We start from the raw sequence: 20,085 nt of genomic DNA, 5'->3' as shown, positions 1-20,085 counted from the left end.
ATAGGTTGATTATGGATTACGCTCAAGAGGCCATTAATTCGCTTTTATGGATAGTAAAAACACTAGCGATGACGGCTGTTGTGTTTAGCTTTGGTATTTTCTTATTAGTCCGTTTTACCCACTGGGGTAAACAATTTTGGCAATTTGCGGGTGGGTATCTTTCACCTCGTCGAAGTATTAAACCTTTGCTATTTTTCTTGTTAATTGTGGCGATGACATTGGTCAGTGTGCGTATTAGCTTGGTCCATTCCGAGTGGTATAACAATATGTACACCTCCTTACAGGAATTTAATGAATCGGTATTTTGGGATCAAATGGTGCTGTTCTGTGTGATTGCGACAAGCTCTGTCATGACGGCATTGCTTAGTTATTATTTAGAACAACGTTTTTCTATTAATTGGATTGAATGGTTGAATAGTCAGTTGGTGGATAAATGGATGGATAAGCGAGCGTACTATAAAACCCAGTATGTTTCCGCTAACTTAGATAACCCTGATCAACGTATTCAACAAGATGTGCAATCTTATGTGAGAACCTCGCTTTCCTTAAGCACTGGTGTGATTGATGCTGTTACCTCGATGATTTCTTACACGATCTTATTGTGGGGATTAGCGGGACCAATGATGGTATTTGGTACTGAAATTCCACGCATGATGGTGTTTTTGGTGTTTGCTTATGTGATTATCACTACTGCGATTGCATTCCGTTTAGGTCGACCGTTAATTATGTTGAATTTCATCAATGAACGCTTAAACGCTAACTATCGTTATTCTTTAATTCGTATCAAAGAATATGCAGAAAGTGTGGCATTTTATGCGGGTGAGAAAGTCGAGAGTAGCCAACTTTATAAACAATTCGGTTCGGTGATCAATAACATGTGGGATATTGTTTATCGAACCTTAAAATTCTCTGGTTTTAACCTAGTGGTTAGCCAAGTTTCGGTTGTGTTCCCTTTGCTCATCCAAGTGGGACGTTATTTCGGGAAGCAAATTAAACTTGGCGATCTTATGCAAACGCTACAAGTATTTGGCAAGTTGCATTCAAATCTTTCGTTCTTCCGTAATTCTTATGATGGTTTTGCCGGATACAAAGCCACATTAGATCGTTTAACGGGCTTTAATTATGCGATTGATATGGCGAATCGTCAATCTACGTCGAATTTACACCAACATGAAACTGATGTGATCTTTAAGAATTTAACCATTAGTAATCCATTTGGAAAAACCTTAATTGAAAATTTAAATTTGACACTGCCACAAGGTTCAACGGTATTAATTCAAGGTAATTCGGGCGTGGGTAAAACCACGTTGTTGAGAACGGTGGCAGGGCTTTGGGCATATTCTGAAGGGGATGTATATTGTCCAATCCATCAGCTTTTCTTATCGCAAAAACCTTATTTACCACAAGGCAGTTTATTGACTGCATTGGCTTATCCGAATGAAGAAAAGGCCTTTAATCGTGATGAGATGATTGAGATATTAAAACAAGTGTCTTTAGGGCATTTACAAGATCGTTTAGATCGCGAGCAAGATTGGACACGTATTCTTTCGCTTGGAGAGCAACAACGTTTAGCGTTTGCTCGTTTGTTATTGCATAAACCGACAGTGGCGTTCCTAGATGAAGCGACTGCAAGTATGGATGAGGGCCTAGAAGATACGATGTATCGTCTATTAAAAGAACGTTTACCTAATACAACGATTATCAGTGTGGGACATCGTTCAACCTTACAAGCTTTCCATCAGCAACAGTTAGTTATTTTAGATAATAGTAAGTGGCAATTCACTAGCCAAGATCTTAAATAGGGTATATTTTAAATCGGCCATATTTATCTTACTCGAAAATAGCGATATAAGCTTTAATGAGCAAGCTAAAAAATCCTGTTATCAAGCTCGATTTTTTGGTACATTTAGCACAATTTTTTCTATGCTCAGAAATGAGCGATTTTTTACTAAACTAATGACGGAATTCTTATGTTATTTAAAAAAATTCGTGGTTTATTTTCAAACGATCTTTCTATCGATTTAGGTACAGCAAATACATTAATTTATGTAAAAGGCCAAGGTATTGTGCTTGATGAACCTTCAGTAGTGGCGATCCGTCAAGATCGTATGGGGGCATACAAAAGTATTGCTGCAGTAGGTAAAGAAGCAAAACAAATGCTGGGTCGTACACCAAAAAGTATCGTGGCTATTCGTCCGATGAAAGATGGTGTGATTGCTGATTTCTCTGTTACTGAAAAAATGTTGCAATACTTTATTAAACAAGTTCATACAGGCAATTTTATGCGTCCTAGTCCACGTGTGCTCGTTTGTGTACCGGCTGGTGCAACTCAAGTTGAACGTCGTGCAATCAAAGAATCCGCATTGGGTGCTGGTGCTCGAGAAGTCTATTTAATTGAAGAACCTATGGCTGCAGCGATTGGTGCAAACTTACCCGTATCAACAGCGATTGGTTCAATGGTGATTGATATTGGTGGTGGGACTACTGAAGTGGCCGTGATTTCCTTAAATGGTATTGTTTATTCATCTTCAGTCCGTATCGGTGGAGATCGTTTTGATGAAGCGATCATTTCTTATGTCCGTCGCACTTTTGGTTCTGTTATCGGCGAACCAACAGCTGAACGTATTAAACATGAAATTGGTACAGCATATATTCAAGAAGGTGATGAAATTTTAGAAATGGAAGTGCACGGACATAATCTTGCTGAAGGTGCACCTCGCTCATTCAAATTAACCTCTCGTGATGTGCAAGAAGCGCTTCAACAACCATTAAATGGGATTGTTGCGGCAGTACGTACTGCACTTGAAGAATGCCAACCAGAACACGCAGCAGATATTTTTGAACGCGGTATGGTGTTAACAGGTGGTGGAGCCTTATTAAGTAATATTGATGTATTGCTTTCACAAGAATGTGGCGTACCAGTAATTATCGCTGAAGAACCATTGACTTGTGTGGCCCGAGGTGGTGGTGAAGCAATTGAAATGATTAATATGCATGGTGGTGATATTTTTAGCGACGAAATTTAATCTCTAAGAGTGCGGTTCGAAAAATCGGTGTTTTTAATTTGTCTGATTTTTTGACCGCACTTTTCCTTTCAACCCTAGGATAGTGAATGAAACCCATTTTTGGTAAAGCACCACCATTAGGTATTCGACTTATATTAGCGGTGATTGCTTCGATAACATTGATTTTAGTTGATGGAAAAACTTCATCAATGACGAAGGCGCGTAGTGTCATGGAAACTGCCGTAGGGGGCTTGTATTACCTTGCGAATGGGCCAAGAACGGTTCTAGATGGTGTATCAAGCAACTTGGTGGACACCAATAAACTGCTTATTGAAAATAAGGTATTACGTGAGCAGCTGCGTGAGAAAAATGCCGATCTTTTATTATTGGATCAACTCAAGGTAGAAAACCAACGTCTTCGTTTACTGCTTAATTCGCCTTTACGCACCGATGAATATAAAAAGATTGCAGAAGTGCTTACAGCTGAAACTGACGTTTATCGTCAGCAAGTGGTGATCAATCAAGGGGAACGTGATGGTGCTTATGTTGGTCAGCCTGTGATTGATGAAAAAGGAATGATTGGGCAGATTATATCAGTGGGAGAAAATACGAGTCGAGTATTGCTTTTAACCGATGTAACCCATTCTATTCCAGTGCAAGTTTTACGTAATGATGTGCGCGTGATCGCAAGTGGTACAGGACACTCTGATGAGCTTACCTTAGATAACGTGCCTCGTTCTGTGGATATTGAAAAAGGCGATTTATTGGTCACTTCAGGTTTGGGGGGGCGTTTTGTGGAAGGCTATCCGGTGGCAGTCGTACAAAGTGTGTCTCGTGATGGATCAAATTACTTTGCGACGGTGAAAGCGAAACCTTTGGCTGAATTAGATCGTTTACGTTATTTGCTTTTACTTTGGCCAAGCAACCTTGATATGTCGAAAGTGAAATCCATGTCACCGGAAGAGGTGCGTCGTCTTGTGCAGCAACGTTTGGAAAGTCAAGCTAATGAAGCAACTCATTCAGTGAGTAAAACCAAAATTACAGATGATCAAGAGGATGGAGTACAGCCGCATACAGGAAAAGAAATTGTGGATCCTGACATTCCGACCACAATGCCTCAACAAGAGGAACCCATTTCTCCGGAGCAGCAAGAACATAGGGATGAAGATTAATGCAAGGGCGTTTTATTTTTCAATGGGCGACAATTTTGTGCTTCTTTATTGTCGCATTAGTAATGGAATTAGCCCCATGGCCAGCAGGCTTTCAAGCCTTTAAACCTTCTTGGTTAATTTTAGTTTTGCTTTATTGGACGCTTGCTTTGCCCAATAGAGTAAGTATTGGTTGGGCATTTTTACTCGGGCTTTTATGGGATATCGTGCTAGGCTCTATTCTTGGAGTTCATGCATTGGTACTTTCTGTCGCCTTCTATTTTGTTTCCAAATATTACTTAATGTTGCGCAACCTTTCTCTTTGGTTCCAAAGTTTATTGGTACTCTTTTTTGTTTTTGCGATTCGAGTGGCTATTTTCTTGGTTGAATTCTCTTTGCATGGGGCATTTTTTAATTGGCAGGAAATCTTTGGTGCCATCGCATCAGGTGTGTTATGGCCATGGGTTTTCTTATTGATGCGTACTGCACGTCGACGAGTCGGATTGCATTAATCATAAAAAAGCTGATGAGGGAGTTCATCAGCTTTTCTTTTTAGTTTTTACGACGATAGTTTGTTTTTCTTGCTGTAGTATTTCGCATTTGAGGGGATAGATTGCGTTTTAAACGATAAGGTTTGGGAATATCACTAATCAATGAATTCGGATCATATTGACTGACGGGAATAGAATGACCAATGTATTCTTCAATTGCCGGTAAATTCATCGCATATTCTTCACAAGCAAAGCTGATAGACACACCACTTTCACCTGCTCGACCAGTACGACCAATACGGTGAACGTAATCTTCTCGGTCATCAGGTAGATCAAAGTTAAAAACATGAGTCACGTCTGAAATATGTAACCCACGCGCAGCAACATCAGTTGCCACGAGAATATCGAGCTCACCATCGGTAAATTGTTTGAGCAATGAAAGACGTTTTTTCTGTGCCACATCCCCGGTGAGTAATCCCACTCGATGACCATCTGCTGCTAAATAACCCCAAATTTCTTCACATTTATGTTTAGTATTTGCAAAGACAATACAACGCTCCGGCCATTCCTCTTCCATTAATGTCAGTAAGAGAGGAATTTTGTCTTCATTTGACGGATAGAAAAGTTCCTCTTTAATTCGATGGCCCGTTTTTTGTTCCGGTTCAATTTCAATATATTCTGGGGAATTCATATCTTCAAAGGCAAGTTCGCGCACTTTGTAAGAGAGCGTAGCAGAAAAGAGCATGGTGAGGCGTTCTTGCGGAGAAGGACACTTGCGTAATAAATAACGAATATCACGAATGAAACCTAAATCAAACATGCGATCCGCTTCATCTAGTACCACAACTTGAATGTCATCTAAACGAATAATGCCTTGTTTCACATAGTCAATCACACGACCAGTGGTACCAATTAAAATATCCACACCGGCTTCGATAGCTTTGAGCTGTTTATCATAGCCATCACCACCATAAGCAAGTGCGGTTCGTAATCCACTTGTTTTAGCTAACAACTCTGCATCATTATTAATTTGCACAGCCAGTTCACGTGTTGGTGCAAGAATTAATGCGCGAGGTTGATTGGTAGCAAAATCAGGTTGATGCGTCAATAAGTGATGAAATGTTGCCGTTAAAAATGCCATCGTTTTACCTGTGCCGGTTTGCGCTTGGCCGGCAACATCTTTTCCTTGTAAGGTAATAGGTAATGATAATGCTTGAATTGGGGTGCAATATTCAAATCCCTTGTCTTGTAGGGCTTTTTGTACGATAGGATGTAATGGAAGATCAGCAAACCGCTGCTGACTTAAATAATTTTCTTGCATAATAAATAACAGGTTCTCAGAAATAAATGGGGCTAAGGATAGCACGAAGCTGGAAAAATATCCTTAAAAATAAAACGCTTATTAATAGGTTTAAGCTTGGGATTGAGCAGATTGGGTTCGTTCCCATTTTCTTGCAATATAGCTACAAGTTGGGTGCAATGTCAGCTTTTTAGCCTGGATAAAATGAATTAAGGCTTGATAGAGTTTGTCTGCCATACCTTGCCCTCGAAGAGAATCATCAACAAATGTATGATTAGCATTAATGGTATCGGTTTTTTCATAAAAATAGGTGAGTTTCGCGATTTTCTTCCCTTGCTCATCGAGTAAGAAAAACTCTCCCTGCTCACCATTATCATGATGCTGAAGACTCATTTGATACTCCATTCATCACTGAGATTGGGGTCCATGGCAAAATCTGCTGTGTCACTTGGAATAGCTTTTTCTTCTGCAGCCCATTCCCCTAAATCAATGAGTTGGCAACGTTTGCTACAAAAAGGGCGAAATTGGCTTTCCTGTGTCCAAGGTACAGGCTTTTGGCACGTAGGGCAAGGGACTTCAAAAATTTCATCAGACATTTTTCTTTCTCGATTCACTTAAATAAAATTGGTGTAATTCTAGCACTTTTTGTTTTAAGTGCGGTAAGTTTTCAGGTAATTTTGCATCATTTGAAATAATATCATCCGCCCATTTTAATCGTTCTTCACGGCTGACTTGTGCATTTATAATATCTTGAATTTGCTGAATATTATTATGATCTCTCGATGACGCACGAGCCAGCTGAGTTTCAGGTTTAACATCGACAACAAGTATGCGGTCGCAAAGCGTGGTGAGCTTATTTTCAATAAGCAGTGGAACGACAAACAAGGTATAAGGAGCGGTCTGACTGTTTAACTGTGACAACATTCTTTCGCGAATAGCTGGATGTAATAAATGATTGAGCCAGTTTTTCTCATTTTCGTCTGCAAATACTTTTTTTCGTAGCTCGGCTCGATTTAATTCTCCTTCTTCATTCAGAATCGATTTACCAAAGTGTTCAGCAATTTGAGCAAGTAGCGGCGAGCCTTTTTCAACCACTTCTCTTGCCACCATATCGGCATCAACAATGGGTACATCAAGTTCAACAAAGAGATTTGCAATTGTGCTTTTTCCACTACCGATGCCGCCAGTGAGGCCTACAATATAAGTCATAATATTCCTTGCTACTTGATTTAGGAGAATGTTTTACATCTATCTCCTAAACACAATATTTTTCAATGTTGCCAATATATTACATTTATAGGGTTATTGCACTGGTGATGATTAAAGATAAGCAAAGAAAGGGCGCAAAAGGTAAAACAGGTTTGCGAGAAATCCAATAGACTATGATACCTAATAGACAGGCGATGAATAAGAAAAGTGGTAAGTGTGCGATGGTGAGATAAGCACCTATTCCTAAAGCAAGCCAATAATCACCACGGCCTAATGCTTCCTTCTTATAAAACCATTTAGATAAATGATAGATAATATAAAAAACACCGAAAAAACTAACCGCACTTTCTAAACTTTGAGAAAGCGTCAGAATTGAAAATTCTTGATGTGCGCCGAATAAACCCAGGAAAAATAAAAAGAGGCAAGGTGTCGGTGAAATCAGTTGATAATGCCAGTCTAGCCAACTGATAACAAAAAGTAGACTAAGCGTAATCGTGAGCCATAAAGTAAATAATTCATCCTGAAGAAAATAATAGAATACAGCAAAACAGAGTCCAAACCCTAAAAAATAAAGGAAAATATGACCGCACTTTTGAGATTGAATCGCTGCTTTTTCGCTATGGAAAATAGAATTGTTTTCAGGGTAAAGTTCGATATAGTTCTGATAAATTTCTTGTTGGAGATTGGGAATAAAACGATCAATATAAATCCAAACAAAGATACCCGTTAAACCACCCAATAAGAAAAAAGCTAATGTCATCATTGGATTACAGATCCCATATTGAAAATTGGCAGATACATGCCCATCATAATAATACCGATTAAACTACCAATGATGAGCATCATTAAAGGCTCTAAAAGTTGGGAAAGTAAATCAATTTGATGATTGAGTTTTTCTTGATAGTTATCAGCAATATGACGCAACATCAACGCAAGTTTTCCACTTTTCTCTCCAATTTGTAGCATTTGTTGAGCTTCCATTGGGAAAAGATGACTACTGACGCTTTCAGAAAAAGGGTAACCTTGAGAAACCCACTGCAAAATTGACCGCACTTCTTGTTGTAGCAGAATATCGCCTTTTAAGGTACGTTGTGTTTGCCAGGTTTGTTGTTTGGGGAGAAAGCTATTTAAGGCTGGCGTTAATGCCACTCCGGATTGAAGCATTAATTGCAGGTTATGGCTAAAACTGATTAGACGAGAAAGGCAAATGATATTGCCCCAAATTGGTATGCGACTAATTAGGGCATGCTTTTTTTGATTCAGCCAAAGAGAATGTTTTAATGCCATCTTCAACATAAAAATAGCGAAAGTGCAGGCAATCATTAACGCAACAAAATGATGTTGTAGGAATTGAGACATAGCTAATAATACGGCGGTTAATGTAGGCAATTCAGCGGAATTTTCGCCATACATTTCAGCAAATTGAGGCACAACGAAAAGTAATAAAATCAACGTAAGTGAAAGCGAAATACCTAATACCATGGCTGGATAAAGCATAATTTTTTGCAATTTGCGTTGAAGCGTTAATGATTGCGTTCGACGTTCTGCAATTTTAGTGCATACCTCCGCCAGTTTTCCTGTCATTTCTCCCACCTGAATGAGCTGAATTTCTTGAAAATTTAAATACTTTCCTTGTATTTCCAAGCTTTGTGAAAACGGAAGACCACTTTCAATTAATTCAATTAAGGCGCCAAGCCACTGATGCAAACCCAATTGTGTGCAGTTGTCTTGCAAAATGTGTAATGCATTTTTTAATGGAATAGCAGAGCTGAGCAGAGTAGCCAGTTGATTCAATAAGGCACTGATTTCTGCATTTTTCGGTTTCTGATTAAGTTGCCAATCTTGTTGCAAGCGAATGTGGCTAAAACCTTTTGCGATTAACTGGAATTGAGCAGCTTGTTTAGATTGAGCAACAAGGCTACCTTTTTGCCATTGTTGCCGCTGATCATAGGCTTGGAAGTAAAAGAGTTTTTGCTTTGCCATAGTGATACCTATTTTTTGCCTAACACGCGTTGAATCTCATCAAGATCGGTGATGTTATCTTTTACTTTTTCTAACGCGCTTTGATAAAGTGAATCGAAATCAGTTTGGTAACGGTTGTTTTCGCATTGTAAAAATTGATACACCCCAATACGCCCTTGATACCCTTGATGGCAATCACAAGAATCACTAAACTCTTGACTGCACTTTAAGTAACGTTTGCGCACCAATCGCTGTGCGATAACTAATAAGAGACTATTTTTAATTTCGTGAGATTGAATGCCTAATTGCTGTAAGCGCGAAATGGCTGAGATGGCATCATTGGTATGCAAGGTAGAAAGTACTAGATGGCCGGTTTGAGCGGCTCTTAATGCCATTAATGCACTTTCTTCGTCTCGAATTTCACCAAGCATAATAATGTCGGGATCTTGCCGTAAAAATGTACGAAGTAATCGACTAAAATCTAAACCGATTTGCGGATTCACTTGAGTTTGAATGATGCCTTCTAATTCTATTTCAACGGGATCTTCTGCCGTCATAATGTGTTTATCTGGCGTATTGAGCCATTGGAGTGCGGTATAAAGTGAGATACTTTTTCCGCTTCCCGTTGGTCCAGTCACGAGGATTAAACCTTGCGGTTGGCTGAGTGCATGTTGAAATTGACTTTGTTGGTTCTGTGTCATGCCAAGTTCAGCAAAACTTAATTGAACCGGTTTATTTTGTTGTAATCGTAATACCGCTTTTTCTCCCCAATGCGTGGGCAAGGTAGAAAGGCGGAAATCTAAAATATCGGAGAACGTCGTTTTGAATTGAAAGCGGCCATCTTGTGGTAGCCGAGTTTCACTGATATCCAGTTTGGCTAAGAGTTTTAAACGAGAAATCACACGATTGGCGAGCGATTTACTGATAATCGGCTGTGGTTGAAGTACACCATCAATACGCAAACGAACTAAAAGCCCATTTGGCTGGGTTTCTAAATGAATATCGGAGGCATTTTTTTGCAGGGCGGTTTCAAAAATACCATTTAATAATTGAATAACGGGTTCATCATCATTAGATAAATTAGCGGTGCTTTCCTCTTCTGAATGATGATAAAACGTCGCTTGTTCTTCTATTTGATTGGCTTTCGGTGCAAGGGATTGTAAAAGTTGTTTGAGTTGATGTGTTTCAAATAAAATCGGTTCAACTAATTTTCCACTTAAAAAAGCAAAGGTTTCACAAGCTGCAAGATTATTCAGCGAATCCACCGCAAGCCATAAATGGTGTTCGTCTTCTTTAAGAGGGAGCGCAAAGTAACGTAACAGCAAAGCTTGTTGCTGTTGGTTTTGTTGCCAATATTGTGGCGAGATTTGATAAATCTCGCCATTTTTTGCCGTTGCTTGATAAGCCATATTTCGCTATTTGGCTGGAGAGCAGAAACCTGCTGGGAATAAATCCGCATTGCTTGGGCAAGCGGTTGTCCAGGTGACACCTGATGAGGTTGAGCCTGTCGCCGTTAAAGAATAACTGATCCCATCCAATGCGCCATTTCCTGTTACCGTAATCACACCCGATTTCGTGGTAATGGATTTAACATAGCCTTTTGCAGTAGTGATGTCTGCTGCAATGCCATTTGAACCACCTGAACAGTTTGTCGGGGCATTGGTGCTATAGACGCATAACTCCACATCAGATTTATAAGGTGCCGAAGCTTGCAATAATTCGGAGATGGCTGCTTTTTTGGTATAATTTTGATAAGACGGAATGGCGATCGTCGCGAGAATAGCAATAATCGCAATCACGATCATCAATTCAATTAACGTAAAACCTTTATGCAAAGGTTTAGAAAAAGTGAGTTTCATTAAATTAATTTCCTTTTGGTTGAATAAAAAAATGCCAGAATTGGCTGAACATTGTGTAAAAGGGAAAAATGAAAGTAAAACTGACCGCACTTCTTTTGCGATCGAGATCGCAAAAATGAAATTTAATCGCAGAAAAACAGATGAATAAGATAAAAAATGGCTGGTTAAGCCAGACAAGAAAAGTGATTTCCCCCCATTTTGATGAACGTCCTGATGTAGAAGATATTTCATTACTCGTCATTCATTACATCAGTTTGCCGCCTGAAGAGTTTGGTGGGGGATATGTAGATGATTTTTTCCAAGGAAAACTTGATCCCACTACTCATCCCTATTTTGAAGAAATTTATCAATTTCGTGTGTCAGCCCATTGTTTAATTGAACGTGATGGCAGAGTGACACAATATGTCAGTTTTGATGACAGGGCATGGCATGCAGGACTCTCTTGCTTTGAAGGACGCAATAAATGTAATGATTTTGCGATTGGGATTGAGCTAGAGGGCAGTAATGAACAACCTTTTACAGCGGAACAATACCAGATGCTTGCTGCATTAACACGAGATATCATGCAAGCTTATCCGAAAATAACGCTCGATCGTATCGTTGGGCATTGCGATATTTCGCCTGGTCGTAAGATCGATCCAGGTCAATATTTTGAATGGGAACGCTATTTAACATTAGTTAAAAAAGATTTGGATAAAAAATAACCACTAAATTTTTTGCTCGAATGTGAATAAGATGATTTCTATGAATAAGCTTTATCTTAATGAAATTAAAGAGAAAATTTTTTCTCCAAAATTGAAGCTAAAATACAGAGAAGAGTTATACAACACTCTCCATTTGCTCAATCACAATTTTATCCACAGAAATATTGAATAACTCACCGCTGTTATTTCTTCACCAAGCAAGGAATGTTTAAATTAAAAAATGGCTGAATTTTTGACCGCACTTTGATGAGAAAAAGTGCGGTCATTTTTTTCGGAAAATTTTTGATTAAAGGTTATGCAAAAATGAAAAAAATGAAGTGTGAAAAGCATTTTTTGATCTTTATACACAGTTAAATTTAGACTATCCAAGTGTTACCCACAAAGTTATCCACAATAGGCTAAATATGCCCATTCGGTTGATAAAAAAGCGAATTTATGAAACAATCTGCAAATTATTTTTGTACAAAATTTAAGGTGAACGATAGTGCTCGATTTTGATGGCTACCGTCCAAATGTAGGCATTGTCATTTGTAATCGAAAAGGGCAGGTGCTTTGGGCTAAACGATACGGACAGAATTCGTGGCAATTCCCGCAAGGTGGGATTAACGATAATGAAAGTGCTGAACAAGCCATGTATCGTGAATTATATGAAGAGGTTGGTTTGCAACCCAAAGATGTGAAGGTGCTTTATGCCTCTAAACATTGGTTGCGTTATAAGCTGCCGAAAAGATTGTTGCGTTATGACAGCAAACCCATGTGTATAGGTCAAAAACAACGTTGGTTTCTGTTGCAATTAGTGGGTGATGAAAAAAATATTAATATGAACACAACAAAATCCCCCGAATTTGATGGTTGGCGTTGGGTGAATTTTTGGTATCCCGTACGTCAGGTTGTGTCTTTTAAGAAAGATGTTTATCGCAAAGCGATGAAAGAGTTTGCTCAAGTGATGTTTGGCAACGAAAAAACATTGCTTGAAAATACGCAAGAGCATGAGACAAATAAACCTTATCATGCGCCGCGTAAAAATGGCTTTTCTAAATATCAAAAACGTTCATCTTATAAATCAAGGGGACAATAATGCTCACTTTTATTCTACTTTGTTTGCTTGTCGGGGCTATCGTTGGTTTTCTTGCCGGATTATTTGGCATTGGCGGTGGATTAGTTATTGTGCCAACCTTGGTTTATTTATTGCCGATGATGGGTATTCCTGATCAAATGTTGATGTCCACAGCCTTGGGGACTTCATTTGCGACCATTGTGATTACCGGATTTTCTTCCGCACAGCGCCACCATAAATTGGGTAATATAGTGTGGAGTGCGGTGAAAGTACTCGCGCCGGTGATCATGATTACGGTATTTATCTCCGGGTTATTTATTGGCAAACTCGATCGTGATGTATCCGCTAAAATCTTTGCTTGTTTAGTCGTTTATTTAGCAGCCAAAATGGTGATTTCTATTAAGAAAAGCACAGGGAAAACCAAACCTTTAACAACACAATCTTCCGTTATTGGCGGTATCTTGATTGGTATGGCATCAAGTGCAGCTGGCATTGGCGGCGGTGGTTTTATCGTACCATTTTTAAACTCTCGCGGGATTGATATGAAAAAATCTATCGGTTCTTCTGCGTTCTGTGGTGCGCTTCTTGGTTTATCTGGCATGTTAAGCTTTATGGTGAGCGGTTGGGGCAACCCTTCCATGCCGGATTATTCCCTCGGTTATATTTATTTACCCGCAGTGCTCGGTATTACGGTCACCTCATTTTTCACTTCTAAATTAGGGGCAACAGCGACCTCAAAACTCCCTGTCCCAACCTTGAAAAAAGGCTTTGCCTTGTTATTAATTGCCATCGCAGTTGATATGTTTATGAAATAAGGAATGTTATGAATTCAGAATTTTTGATACTTCCACATTTTGATCCGACTATTTTCACTTTTGGTGACAGCAATATTGGGCTGCGTTGGTATGGCTTAATGTATTTATTAGGCTTTATCTTTGCTCGTTGGCTAGCGGTTCGTCGTGCAAATCAACCTAATAGTGGTTGGACCGTCGATCAAGTGGATACATTGCTTTTTAATGGCTTTATGGGCGTATTCTTAGGTGGCCGCATTGGCGATGTTTTTTTCTATAACTTCGATCATTTTCTGCAAGATCCACTGTATTTATTCCGTGTTTGGGAAGGCGGAATGTCATTCCATGGTGGGTTAATTGGTGTGATTATCTCAATGATTTGGACTTCTTATTCTCAAAAAAGAAGTTTCTGGCAGACGGCAGATTTCGTGGCGCCCTTGATTCCATTTGGTTTAGGGATGGGACGAATTGGTAACTTCATCAATTTAGAACTTTGGGGACGAGAAACCGATGTGCCTTGGGCGATGATTTTCCCAAATGATCCACTCTTATTACCACGCCATCCTTCACAGCTTTATGAAGCATTTTTAGAAGGTTTCGTACTGTTTATTATTCTGAATCTCTTTATTAAAAAGCCTCGTCCAGCAGGTTCTGTAGCAGGATTATTCCTGGTTGGTTACGGGATTTTCCGTTTTATCGTTGAATATGTCCGTGAGCCAGAAGTGGAATCTTTCTTAGGCATCATGACACGTGGTCAGGCCCTTTGCTTACCGATGATTATCGGTGGTGGATTAATTATGGCATGGGCATACAATCGCACGAAAAGTGCGGTTCGTCAGTAAGGAGTTTTTTATGAAACAATATTTAGATCTTTGTCATCGCATTGTAAATGAAGGTGAGTGGGTTGCTAACGAGCGTACTGGCAAGCGTTGCCTTACAGTGATTAATGCGGATTTAGAATATGATGTTGCTAATAATCAATTTCCCTTAATTACCACGCGTAAAAGCTATTGGAAAGCAGCGATTGCGGAATTTTTAGGTTATATTCGTGGTTATGATAACGCCGCGGATTTCCGTAAGCTGGGTACTAAAACATGGGATGCCAATGCTAATGAAAATGCCGCTTGGCTTGCCAATCCACATCGTAAAGGCACCGATGATATGGGCCGCGTTTATGGCGTACAAGGCAGAGCATGGCGTAAACCGAATGGCGAAACCATCGATCAACTTCGTAAAATTGTGAACAATTTAAGCCGAGGGATTGATGACCGCGGTGAGATTCTGACTTTCTTCAATCCAGGCGAATTTGATCTAGGCTGTTTGCGTCCTTGCATGCACACACATACTTTTTCTTTAGTAGGCGATACATTGCACTTAACGAGCTACCAACGCTCTTGTGATGTGCCACTTGGCTTAAACTTCAATCAAATTCAGGTCTTTACTTTCCTTGTTTTGATGGCGCAAATTACTGGCAATAAACCGGGTAAGGCATATCATAAAATTGTAAATGCGCATATTTATGAAGACCAACTTGAGTTAATGCGTGATGTGCAATTAAAACGTGAACCATTCCCTTCACCACAATTAGAAATTAATCCTGATATTAAAACTCTTGAAGATCTTGAAACTTGGGTAACGATGGATGATTTCAAGGTGGTGGGTTATCAATCTCACGAACCAATCAAATATCCTTTCTCTGTTTAGGCATTCAACGTGCGGTCAGATTTAGACGAGAAATTTATGCAACACGCCCTGATGCTTGCCGATCGTGCAAAAGCACTCGGTGAGATTCCAGTCGGGGCTGTGTTGGTAGATGATGAAGGAAATATTCTCGGTGAAGGCTGGAATTTATCTATCATTGAAAATGATCCGACCGCTCACGCTGAAATTGTCGCATTGCGTAATGCCGCACAACATATTCAAAATTATCGTCTGCTCAATACCACACTTTATGTCACTCTAGAGCCTTGCACCATGTGTGCGGGCGCGATTTTACATAGCCGCATTAAACGCTTAGTCTTCGGTGCGTCAGATTATAAAACGGGAGCTGTAGGTTCTCGTTTCCACTTTTTTGATGATTATAAAATGAATCATACGTTAGAAATTACCTCTGGCGTGCTGGCAGAAAAGTGCGGCCAGAAATTGAGTGATTTTTTTAAAAAAAGACGAGAGCAGAAAAAGGAAGAAAAGCGGAAAAAGACTCTCCCGCTTGATGTTGAATTGCAATCTTAAACTTGCCAATCAATTTCAGTTAAACCATGTTGTTTTAAGTATTCATTGGCTTTAGAAAAATGATGACATCCTAGAAAACCACGATGTGCTGAAAGAGGGGAAGGGTGCGGGGCAGTTAAAACATAATGACGATTGCGATCAATAAATTGCCCTTTTTTCTGCGCATGACTTCCCCAAAGTAAAAATACTATTTTTTCACGGTGTTCATTGAGTGCTGCAATTACTTGGTCTGTAAAGATTTCCCAACCAAATTTAGCATGTGAATGAGCCATGCCGCGCTCTACAGTTAGCACGGTGTTAAGCAACAGTACACCTTGCTCAGCCCATTTCACTAAGTAGCCATAATTTGGCATTTGAAAACCAGGAATATCGTTAGCCAATTCTTTATACATATTCAGTAGAGAAGGGGGAATGGCAACCTCAGGTTTCACCGAAAAAGCTAAACCGTGCGCTTGATTTGGACCATGATAGGGATCCTGTCCTAAAATGACAACTTTCACCTCATCAAATGCCGTATATTTAAAGGCATTAAATACTTCGTCTTGCGGTGGGTAAATGGTTTTTCCGGCTAGTCGCTCTTGATGAACTTGCTGTAGAATGTGTTTAAAGTAAGGTTTTTCTTTCTCTTGACCGATAACATCTGTCCAAGTTTTCATGTTATATTTCCTTATTAGATAAATTTCCGAATATTATAGATGAAATGACTGATAAAGGCTTTATTTGATCAAGTATGTTAATATTTTGTTAAATAAAAATATATATTGTATTTTTTATATCTAAAACTTTAATTTAGATCAATTTTATAAGATAGTTTGAAAAAAGAATCTGTTTTAAGTCAAAATAAATTGAAATTTTAAAATAATTTGATAAAATTTGCACAGTTCAATTAATATACAAACGCCAAACTAGGAGGCATTTTATGATCAAAGGTATTCAAATTACTCAAGCAGCAAATGACAATCTTTTAAACTCATTCTGGTTATTAGACAGCGAGAAAAATGAAGCTCGTTGCTTATGTGCCAAAGGCGAATTTGCTGAAGACCAAGTTGTGGCAGTGAGCGAATTAGGCCAAATCGAATATCGTGAATTACCGGTAAACGTAGCACCAACTGTTAAAGTTGAAGGTGGTCAACACTTAAACGTAAACGTATTACGTCGTGAAACGTTAGAAGATGCAGTAAACAACCCGGATAAATATCCACAATTAACTATCCGTGTTTCTGGTTACGCAGTACGTTTCAACTCTTTAACACCAGAACAACAACGCGACGTTATTACTCGTACTTTCACTGAAAGCCTATAATTTCAGTTTGAATGAAAAAAGAAACCCCGAAGTCATTCGGGGTTTTGTCTTATCTAAAAGGTTTGAAAATTTGACCGCACTTTTCCCTTTGATCCCTAGCGATTTCTGCGCTTTTCAGGTACAATCCGCCAGTTAAATTTAATGATTTTTGAGAAAACTAATCTATTTATGAAGAATATTCGCAACTTTTCTATTATTGCCCATATTGACCACGGTAAATCGACTCTTTCTGACCGATTAATTCAGACCTGTGGGGGCCTTTCGGATCGTGAAATGGAAGCGCAAGTGCTGGATTCCATGGATCTTGAGCGTGAGCGCGGTATTACCATTAAAGCGCAGAGTGTAACCTTAAATTATCAAGCCAAAGACGGTGAAACATACCAATTAAACTTTATCGATACACCAGGACACGTGGACTTCTCTTATGAAGTGTCGCGTTCTCTTGCGGCTTGTGAAGGGGCATTGCTAGTTGTGGATGCGGGACAAGGCGTAGAAGCTCAAACCTTGGCAAACTGCTATACCGCCATTGAAATGGATTTAGAAGTCGTGCCGATTTTGAATAAAATCGACTTACCCGCAGCAGATCCTGAACGTGTAGCAGAAGAAATTGAAGACATCGTCGGTATTGATGCGATGGAAGCGGTACGTTGTTCGGCGAAAACCGGTGTGGGTATTGAAGATGTATTAGAAGAAATTGTTGCGAAAATTCCTGCGCCAGAAGGTGATCCTGAAGCACCATTACAAGCATTGATTATTGACTCTTGGTTCGATAACTATTTAGGCGTGGTGTCATTAGTTCGTATTAAAAATGGTGTCTTGCGTAAAGGCGATAAAATCAAAGTCATGTCTACCGGACAGGCTTATAACGTTGATCGTTTAGGGATTTTTACGCCAAAACAAGTGGATACGACCGTATTAAATACCGGCGAAGTAGGCTGGGTTGTTTGTGCAATTAAAGATATTTTAGGTGCACCAGTAGGGGATACCTTAACCCATCAACATAATCCGGCAAGCCATGTATTGCCAGGCTTTAAGAAAGTAAAACCACAGGTTTATGCCGGTTTATTCCCAGTTAGTTCAGATGATTACGAAGCTTTCCGCGATGCGTTAGGTAAATTAAGCTTAAACGATGCGTCGCTTTTCTATGAGCCAGAAAACTCGACGGCTTTAGGTTTTGGTTTCCGTTGTGGTTTCTTGGGGCTTTTACACATGGAGATCATTCAAGAGCGTTTAGAGCGTGAATACGATCTTGATTTGATTACCACGGCACCAACTGTAATTTATGAAGTCGAAATGACCAATGGTGAAGTGGTTTATGTGGATAGTCCAGCGAAATTACCGCCATTGAATAATATTTCAGAAATTCGCGAGCCTATCGCAGAATGTAATATGTTAGTACCACAGGAATTCTTAGGTAACGTGATTACTCTTTGTGTGGAAAAACGTGGTGTACAAACCAATATGGTGTATCACGGCAACCAAATTGCGTTAACTTATGAAATCCCAATGGGCGAAGTAGTATTAGATTTCTTCGATCGCTTGAAATCAACTTCTCGCGGTTATGCCTCCTTGGATTATGGTTTTAAACGTTTCCAAGCGGCGGACATGGTGCGCGTGGATATCATGATTAATGGTGATCGTGTTGATGCGTTAGCGTTAATTGTTCATAAAGATAACGCCCCTTATCGTGGTCGTGAGTTAGTTGAAAAAATGCGTGAGCTGATTCCACGTCAGCAATTTGATATCGCGATCCAAGCCGCGATTGGTAACCACATTATTGCGCGTTCAACCGTAAAACAATTGCGTAAAAACGTATTAGCAAAATGTTATGGTGGTGATGTGAGCCGTAAGAAAAAACTCTTACAGAAACAGAAAGAAGGTAAAAAACGAATGAAATCTTTAGGTAACGTGGAAGTGCCGCAAGAAGCGTTTTTAGCGATCTTACACGTTGGTAAAGATAAATAGGAAAGAGCTATGTCGAATGTATTTTTTATTCTGTTGTTAGTCGTGGGATTTGCCTGTTGGAAAGCATTAGACCATTTCCAACTGCCTAACACATTCAGTATTTTATTGCTGATTTTAACCGTACTTTCTGGCATTTTATGGTGCTATCACCGTTTTGCGGTGATGCCGAGACGTCGTCGTCAAATCGCACGCGCAGAACAACGTTCAGGCAAAGCATTAACGGATGAAGAAAAAGCGAAAATTGAGCCAATTTCAGAAGGTTCAGAATTTATTTCTTCACTTTTCCCTGTGTTATCCGTGGTATTCCTTGTACGTTCATTTATTTTTGAGCCGTTTCAAATTCCATCAGGATCAATGGAAGCGACCTTGCGCGTAGGGGATTTTCTCGTCGTGAATAAATATACTTATGGCATTAAAGATCCTATTTTCCAAAATACGATTATTGAAGGTAACAAACCAGAACGTGGTGATGTGATCGTGTTTAAAGCGCCTGAACAAGCACTACTTCGTACGAGTTTAGGTGCAACGAGAGCAGCATATGCTGAAAATCTTGCGTTAACATCCAAAGACAATATGTCAGGTGTGGATTACATCAAACGCATTGTGGGTAAAGGCGGTGACCGTATTATCCTTGATGTTGAAAAAAGTGCTTTAACACTGGTTTATGGTAAAGATGGCAAACCATGCGAAGTAGATTGCCAAACTAAAGCGTTTGAATATAAACAAGAACCCACAAATCCAGCATTCCCAACGCAAGTGGAATATTTGGAAATCGGTGACGTGACACACACGATTTTAGTGGAGCCAATGCGCCGTTATTCGGGGATTGAATTCTATCCACAAGAAGGCTTACCTACTGCAGAATGGATTGTGCCTGAAGGGCAATATTTTGTGATGGGGGATAACCGTGATCATAGTGATGACAGCCGTTTTTGGGGATTTGTACCGGAAAAAAATATCGTGGGTAAAGCCACTTATATTTGGATGAGTTTAGAAAAAGAACCAAATGAGTGGCCTACAGGCTTCCGTTTAGACCGTTTCTTTACAAAAATTAATTAA

Annotated in this window: 23 protein-coding genes; 14 read left to right on the top strand and 9 right to left on the bottom strand. The window is 39.5% G+C overall.

Going from position 1 to position 20,085, the window contains the following annotated elements; genetic code table 11:
* Positions 1 to 11: 11 nt before the first annotated feature.
* From QQS40_RS00290 to mreD, 4 genes are all read left to right on the top strand, one after another.
* Positions 12 to 1,802, top strand: coding sequence for an ABC transporter ATP-binding protein/permease (locus QQS40_RS00290; RefSeq protein WP_128786976.1), 1,791 nt, complete (start codon positions 12 to 14; stop codon positions 1,800 to 1,802).
* Positions 1,803 to 1,970: 168 nt separating this feature from the next.
* Entirely contained in the window at positions 1,971 to 3,026 is a 1,056-nt protein-coding gene (locus QQS40_RS00285; protein ID WP_049357719.1) for a rod shape-determining protein, read from the top strand.
* Between the two features lie 86 nt (positions 3,027 to 3,112).
* Positions 3,113 to 4,177, top strand: a complete 1,065-nt coding sequence (gene mreC / locus QQS40_RS00280; protein ID WP_049357720.1) for a rod shape-determining protein MreC — start codon at positions 3,113 to 3,115, stop codon at positions 4,175 to 4,177.
* Complete coding sequence (gene mreD, locus QQS40_RS00275; RefSeq protein ID WP_149785850.1) at positions 4,177 to 4,665, top strand: rod shape-determining protein MreD; 489 nt, start codon at positions 4,177 to 4,179, stop codon at positions 4,663 to 4,665. The genes mreC and mreD overlap by 1 nt, the downstream gene beginning before the upstream one ends.
* 40 nt (positions 4,666 to 4,705) lie before the next feature.
* Here the strand turns inward: mreD and rhlB are convergent, their stop codons facing one another.
* The 8 genes from rhlB to ppdD form a co-directional block, all read right to left on the bottom strand.
* Positions 4,706 to 5,965: an ATP-dependent RNA helicase RhlB gene (gene rhlB / locus QQS40_RS00270; protein WP_289901439.1), complete on the bottom strand. Its 1,260-nt coding sequence runs from the start codon at positions 5,963 to 5,965 to the stop codon at positions 4,706 to 4,708.
* 90 nt (positions 5,966 to 6,055) lie between these two features.
* Complete coding sequence (locus QQS40_RS00265; RefSeq protein ID WP_329505459.1) at positions 6,056 to 6,337, bottom strand: GNAT family N-acetyltransferase; 282 nt, start codon at positions 6,335 to 6,337, stop codon at positions 6,056 to 6,058.
* A complete protein-coding gene (gene yacG, locus QQS40_RS00260) occupies positions 6,334 to 6,540 on the bottom strand; it encodes a DNA gyrase inhibitor YacG (protein ID WP_005695505.1) in 207 nt (68 codons plus the stop codon). Before yacG ends, QQS40_RS00265 begins: the two co-directional genes overlap by 4 nt.
* Positions 6,533 to 7,153, bottom strand: a complete 621-nt coding sequence (coaE, locus tag QQS40_RS00255; protein ID WP_329505456.1) for a dephospho-CoA kinase — start codon at positions 7,151 to 7,153, stop codon at positions 6,533 to 6,535. The genes yacG and coaE overlap by 8 nt, the downstream gene beginning before the upstream one ends.
* Before the next feature lie 85 nt (positions 7,154 to 7,238).
* Positions 7,239 to 7,916 carry a prepilin peptidase gene (locus QQS40_RS00250; protein ID WP_329505454.1) on the bottom strand — a complete coding sequence of 226 codons (678 nt, stop codon included), beginning with the start codon at positions 7,914 to 7,916 and terminating at the stop codon, positions 7,239 to 7,241.
* On the bottom strand, positions 7,913 to 9,136 hold the full coding sequence (locus QQS40_RS00245) for a type II secretion system F family protein (RefSeq protein ID WP_128786982.1): 1,224 nt from the start codon (positions 9,134 to 9,136) through the stop codon (positions 7,913 to 7,915). Before QQS40_RS00245 ends, QQS40_RS00250 begins: the two co-directional genes overlap by 4 nt.
* A gap of 8 nt (positions 9,137 to 9,144) precedes the next feature.
* Positions 9,145 to 10,524 (bottom strand): GspE/PulE family protein, encoded by a 1,380-nt coding sequence (locus tag QQS40_RS00240; protein ID WP_329505451.1) that lies wholly within the window; start codon positions 10,522 to 10,524, stop codon positions 9,145 to 9,147.
* 6 nt (positions 10,525 to 10,530) lie between these two features.
* Complete coding sequence (gene ppdD, locus QQS40_RS00235; RefSeq protein ID WP_075875764.1) at positions 10,531 to 10,974, bottom strand: prepilin peptidase-dependent pilin; 444 nt, start codon at positions 10,972 to 10,974, stop codon at positions 10,531 to 10,533.
* Between ppdD and QQS40_RS00230 the strand changes: the two genes are divergently transcribed.
* The 7 genes from QQS40_RS00230 (at position 10,964) to tadA (ending at position 15,758) form a co-directional block, all read left to right on the top strand.
* The gene (locus QQS40_RS00230) at positions 10,964 to 11,122 is read left to right on the top strand and encodes a hypothetical protein (RefSeq protein ID WP_329505448.1); all 159 of its coding nucleotides are present in this window, start codon (positions 10,964 to 10,966) and stop codon (positions 11,120 to 11,122) included. The two genes, ppdD and QQS40_RS00230, sit on opposite strands and share 11 nt — an antisense overlap.
* Positions 11,115 to 11,678, top strand: coding sequence for a 1,6-anhydro-N-acetylmuramyl-L-alanine amidase AmpD (ampD, locus tag QQS40_RS00225; RefSeq protein WP_329505446.1), 564 nt, complete (start codon positions 11,115 to 11,117; stop codon positions 11,676 to 11,678). The genes QQS40_RS00230 and ampD overlap by 8 nt, the downstream gene beginning before the upstream one ends.
* A 484-nt stretch (positions 11,679 to 12,162) precedes the next feature.
* Positions 12,163 to 12,756, top strand: a complete 594-nt coding sequence (gene rppH, locus QQS40_RS00220) for an RNA pyrophosphohydrolase (protein ID WP_329505444.1) — start codon at positions 12,163 to 12,165, stop codon at positions 12,754 to 12,756.
* Positions 12,756 to 13,550 (top strand): sulfite exporter TauE/SafE family protein, encoded by a 795-nt coding sequence (locus QQS40_RS00215; RefSeq protein WP_329505442.1) that lies wholly within the window; start codon positions 12,756 to 12,758, stop codon positions 13,548 to 13,550. Before rppH ends, QQS40_RS00215 begins: the two co-directional genes overlap by 1 nt.
* Positions 13,551 to 13,558: 8 nt before the next feature.
* Positions 13,559 to 14,368, top strand: coding sequence for a prolipoprotein diacylglyceryl transferase (gene lgt, locus QQS40_RS00210; protein WP_329505440.1), 810 nt, complete (start codon positions 13,559 to 13,561; stop codon positions 14,366 to 14,368).
* 10 nt (positions 14,369 to 14,378) lie between these two features.
* The gene (locus tag QQS40_RS00205) at positions 14,379 to 15,230 is read left to right on the top strand and encodes a thymidylate synthase (RefSeq protein WP_329505438.1); all 852 of its coding nucleotides are present in this window, start codon (positions 14,379 to 14,381) and stop codon (positions 15,228 to 15,230) included.
* Positions 15,231 to 15,266: 36 nt separating this feature from the next.
* Positions 15,267 to 15,758, top strand: coding sequence for a tRNA adenosine(34) deaminase TadA (gene tadA, locus QQS40_RS00200; RefSeq protein ID WP_420485554.1), 492 nt, complete (start codon positions 15,267 to 15,269; stop codon positions 15,756 to 15,758).
* Here the strand turns inward: tadA and ung are convergent.
* Entirely contained in the window at positions 15,755 to 16,414 is a 660-nt protein-coding gene (gene ung, locus QQS40_RS00195; protein ID WP_329505434.1) for a uracil-DNA glycosylase, read from the bottom strand. The genes tadA and ung overlap by 4 nt on opposite strands.
* Positions 16,415 to 16,677: 263 nt before the next feature.
* Here ung and grcA point away from each other — a divergent pair, with 263 nt between their 5' ends.
* The 3 genes from grcA to lepB all read left to right on the top strand — a co-directional run bounded on the left by grcA (position 16,678) and on the right by lepB (position 20,085).
* Complete coding sequence (gene grcA / locus QQS40_RS00190) at positions 16,678 to 17,061, top strand: autonomous glycyl radical cofactor GrcA (RefSeq protein WP_005628746.1); 384 nt, start codon at positions 16,678 to 16,680, stop codon at positions 17,059 to 17,061.
* Between the two features lie 168 nt (positions 17,062 to 17,229).
* Positions 17,230 to 19,026, top strand: coding sequence for a translation elongation factor 4 (gene lepA / locus QQS40_RS00185; protein WP_329506808.1), 1,797 nt, complete (start codon positions 17,230 to 17,232; stop codon positions 19,024 to 19,026).
* A gap of 9 nt (positions 19,027 to 19,035) precedes the next feature.
* Positions 19,036 to 20,085: a signal peptidase I gene (gene lepB / locus QQS40_RS00180; protein WP_329505385.1), complete on the top strand. Its 1,050-nt coding sequence runs from the start codon at positions 19,036 to 19,038 to the stop codon at positions 20,083 to 20,085.

The organism is Haemophilus parainfluenzae, assembly GCF_036288925.1.
Taxonomy (GTDB): Bacteria; Pseudomonadota; Gammaproteobacteria; order Enterobacterales; family Pasteurellaceae; genus Haemophilus_D.
The sequence above is the reverse complement of the archived record's forward strand: the minus strand, read 5'-3'. Positions and strand labels throughout refer to the sequence as shown.

Excerpts from the sequence above, each read along its gene's own strand:
- QQS40_RS00290 (WP_128786976.1), top strand. The coding sequence starts at position 12 with ATGGATTACGCTCAAGAGGCCATTAATTCGCTTTTATGGATAGTAAAA.
- QQS40_RS00285 (WP_049357719.1), top strand. The coding sequence starts at position 1,971 with ATGTTATTTAAAAAAATTCGTGGTTTATTTTCAAACGATCTTTCTATC.
- mreC (WP_049357720.1), top strand. The coding sequence starts at position 3,113 with ATGAAACCCATTTTTGGTAAAGCACCACCATTAGGTATTCGACTTATA.
- mreD (WP_149785850.1), top strand. The coding sequence starts at position 4,177 with ATGCAAGGGCGTTTTATTTTTCAATGGGCGACAATTTTGTGCTTCTTT.
- rhlB (WP_289901439.1), bottom strand. The coding sequence starts at position 5,965 with ATGCAAGAAAATTATTTAAGTCAGCAGCGGTTTGCTGATCTTCCATTA.
- QQS40_RS00265 (WP_329505459.1), bottom strand. The coding sequence starts at position 6,337 with ATGAGTCTTCAGCATCATGATAATGGTGAGCAGGGAGAGTTTTTCTTA.
- yacG (WP_005695505.1), bottom strand. The coding sequence starts at position 6,540 with ATGTCTGATGAAATTTTTGAAGTCCCTTGCCCTACGTGCCAAAAGCCT.
- coaE (WP_329505456.1), bottom strand. The coding sequence starts at position 7,153 with ATGACTTATATTGTAGGCCTCACTGGCGGCATCGGTAGTGGAAAAAGC.
- QQS40_RS00250 (WP_329505454.1), bottom strand. The coding sequence starts at position 7,916 with ATGATGACATTAGCTTTTTTCTTATTGGGTGGTTTAACGGGTATCTTT.
- QQS40_RS00245 (WP_128786982.1), bottom strand. The coding sequence starts at position 9,136 with ATGGCAAAGCAAAAACTCTTTTACTTCCAAGCCTATGATCAGCGGCAA.
- QQS40_RS00240 (WP_329505451.1), bottom strand. The coding sequence starts at position 10,524 with ATGGCTTATCAAGCAACGGCAAAAAATGGCGAGATTTATCAAATCTCG.
- ppdD (WP_075875764.1), bottom strand. The coding sequence starts at position 10,974 with ATGAAACTCACTTTTTCTAAACCTTTGCATAAAGGTTTTACGTTAATT.
- ampD (WP_329505446.1), top strand. The coding sequence starts at position 11,115 with ATGAATAAGATAAAAAATGGCTGGTTAAGCCAGACAAGAAAAGTGATT.
- QQS40_RS00215 (WP_329505442.1), top strand. The coding sequence starts at position 12,756 with ATGCTCACTTTTATTCTACTTTGTTTGCTTGTCGGGGCTATCGTTGGT.
- lgt (WP_329505440.1), top strand. The coding sequence starts at position 13,559 with ATGAATTCAGAATTTTTGATACTTCCACATTTTGATCCGACTATTTTC.
- QQS40_RS00205 (WP_329505438.1), top strand. The coding sequence starts at position 14,379 with ATGAAACAATATTTAGATCTTTGTCATCGCATTGTAAATGAAGGTGAG.
- tadA (WP_420485554.1), top strand. The coding sequence starts at position 15,267 with ATGCAACACGCCCTGATGCTTGCCGATCGTGCAAAAGCACTCGGTGAG.
- ung (WP_329505434.1), bottom strand. The coding sequence starts at position 16,414 with ATGAAAACTTGGACAGATGTTATCGGTCAAGAGAAAGAAAAACCTTAC.
- grcA (WP_005628746.1), top strand. The coding sequence starts at position 16,678 with ATGATCAAAGGTATTCAAATTACTCAAGCAGCAAATGACAATCTTTTA.
- lepA (WP_329506808.1), top strand. The coding sequence starts at position 17,230 with ATGAAGAATATTCGCAACTTTTCTATTATTGCCCATATTGACCACGGT.
- lepB (WP_329505385.1), top strand. The coding sequence starts at position 19,036 with ATGTCGAATGTATTTTTTATTCTGTTGTTAGTCGTGGGATTTGCCTGT.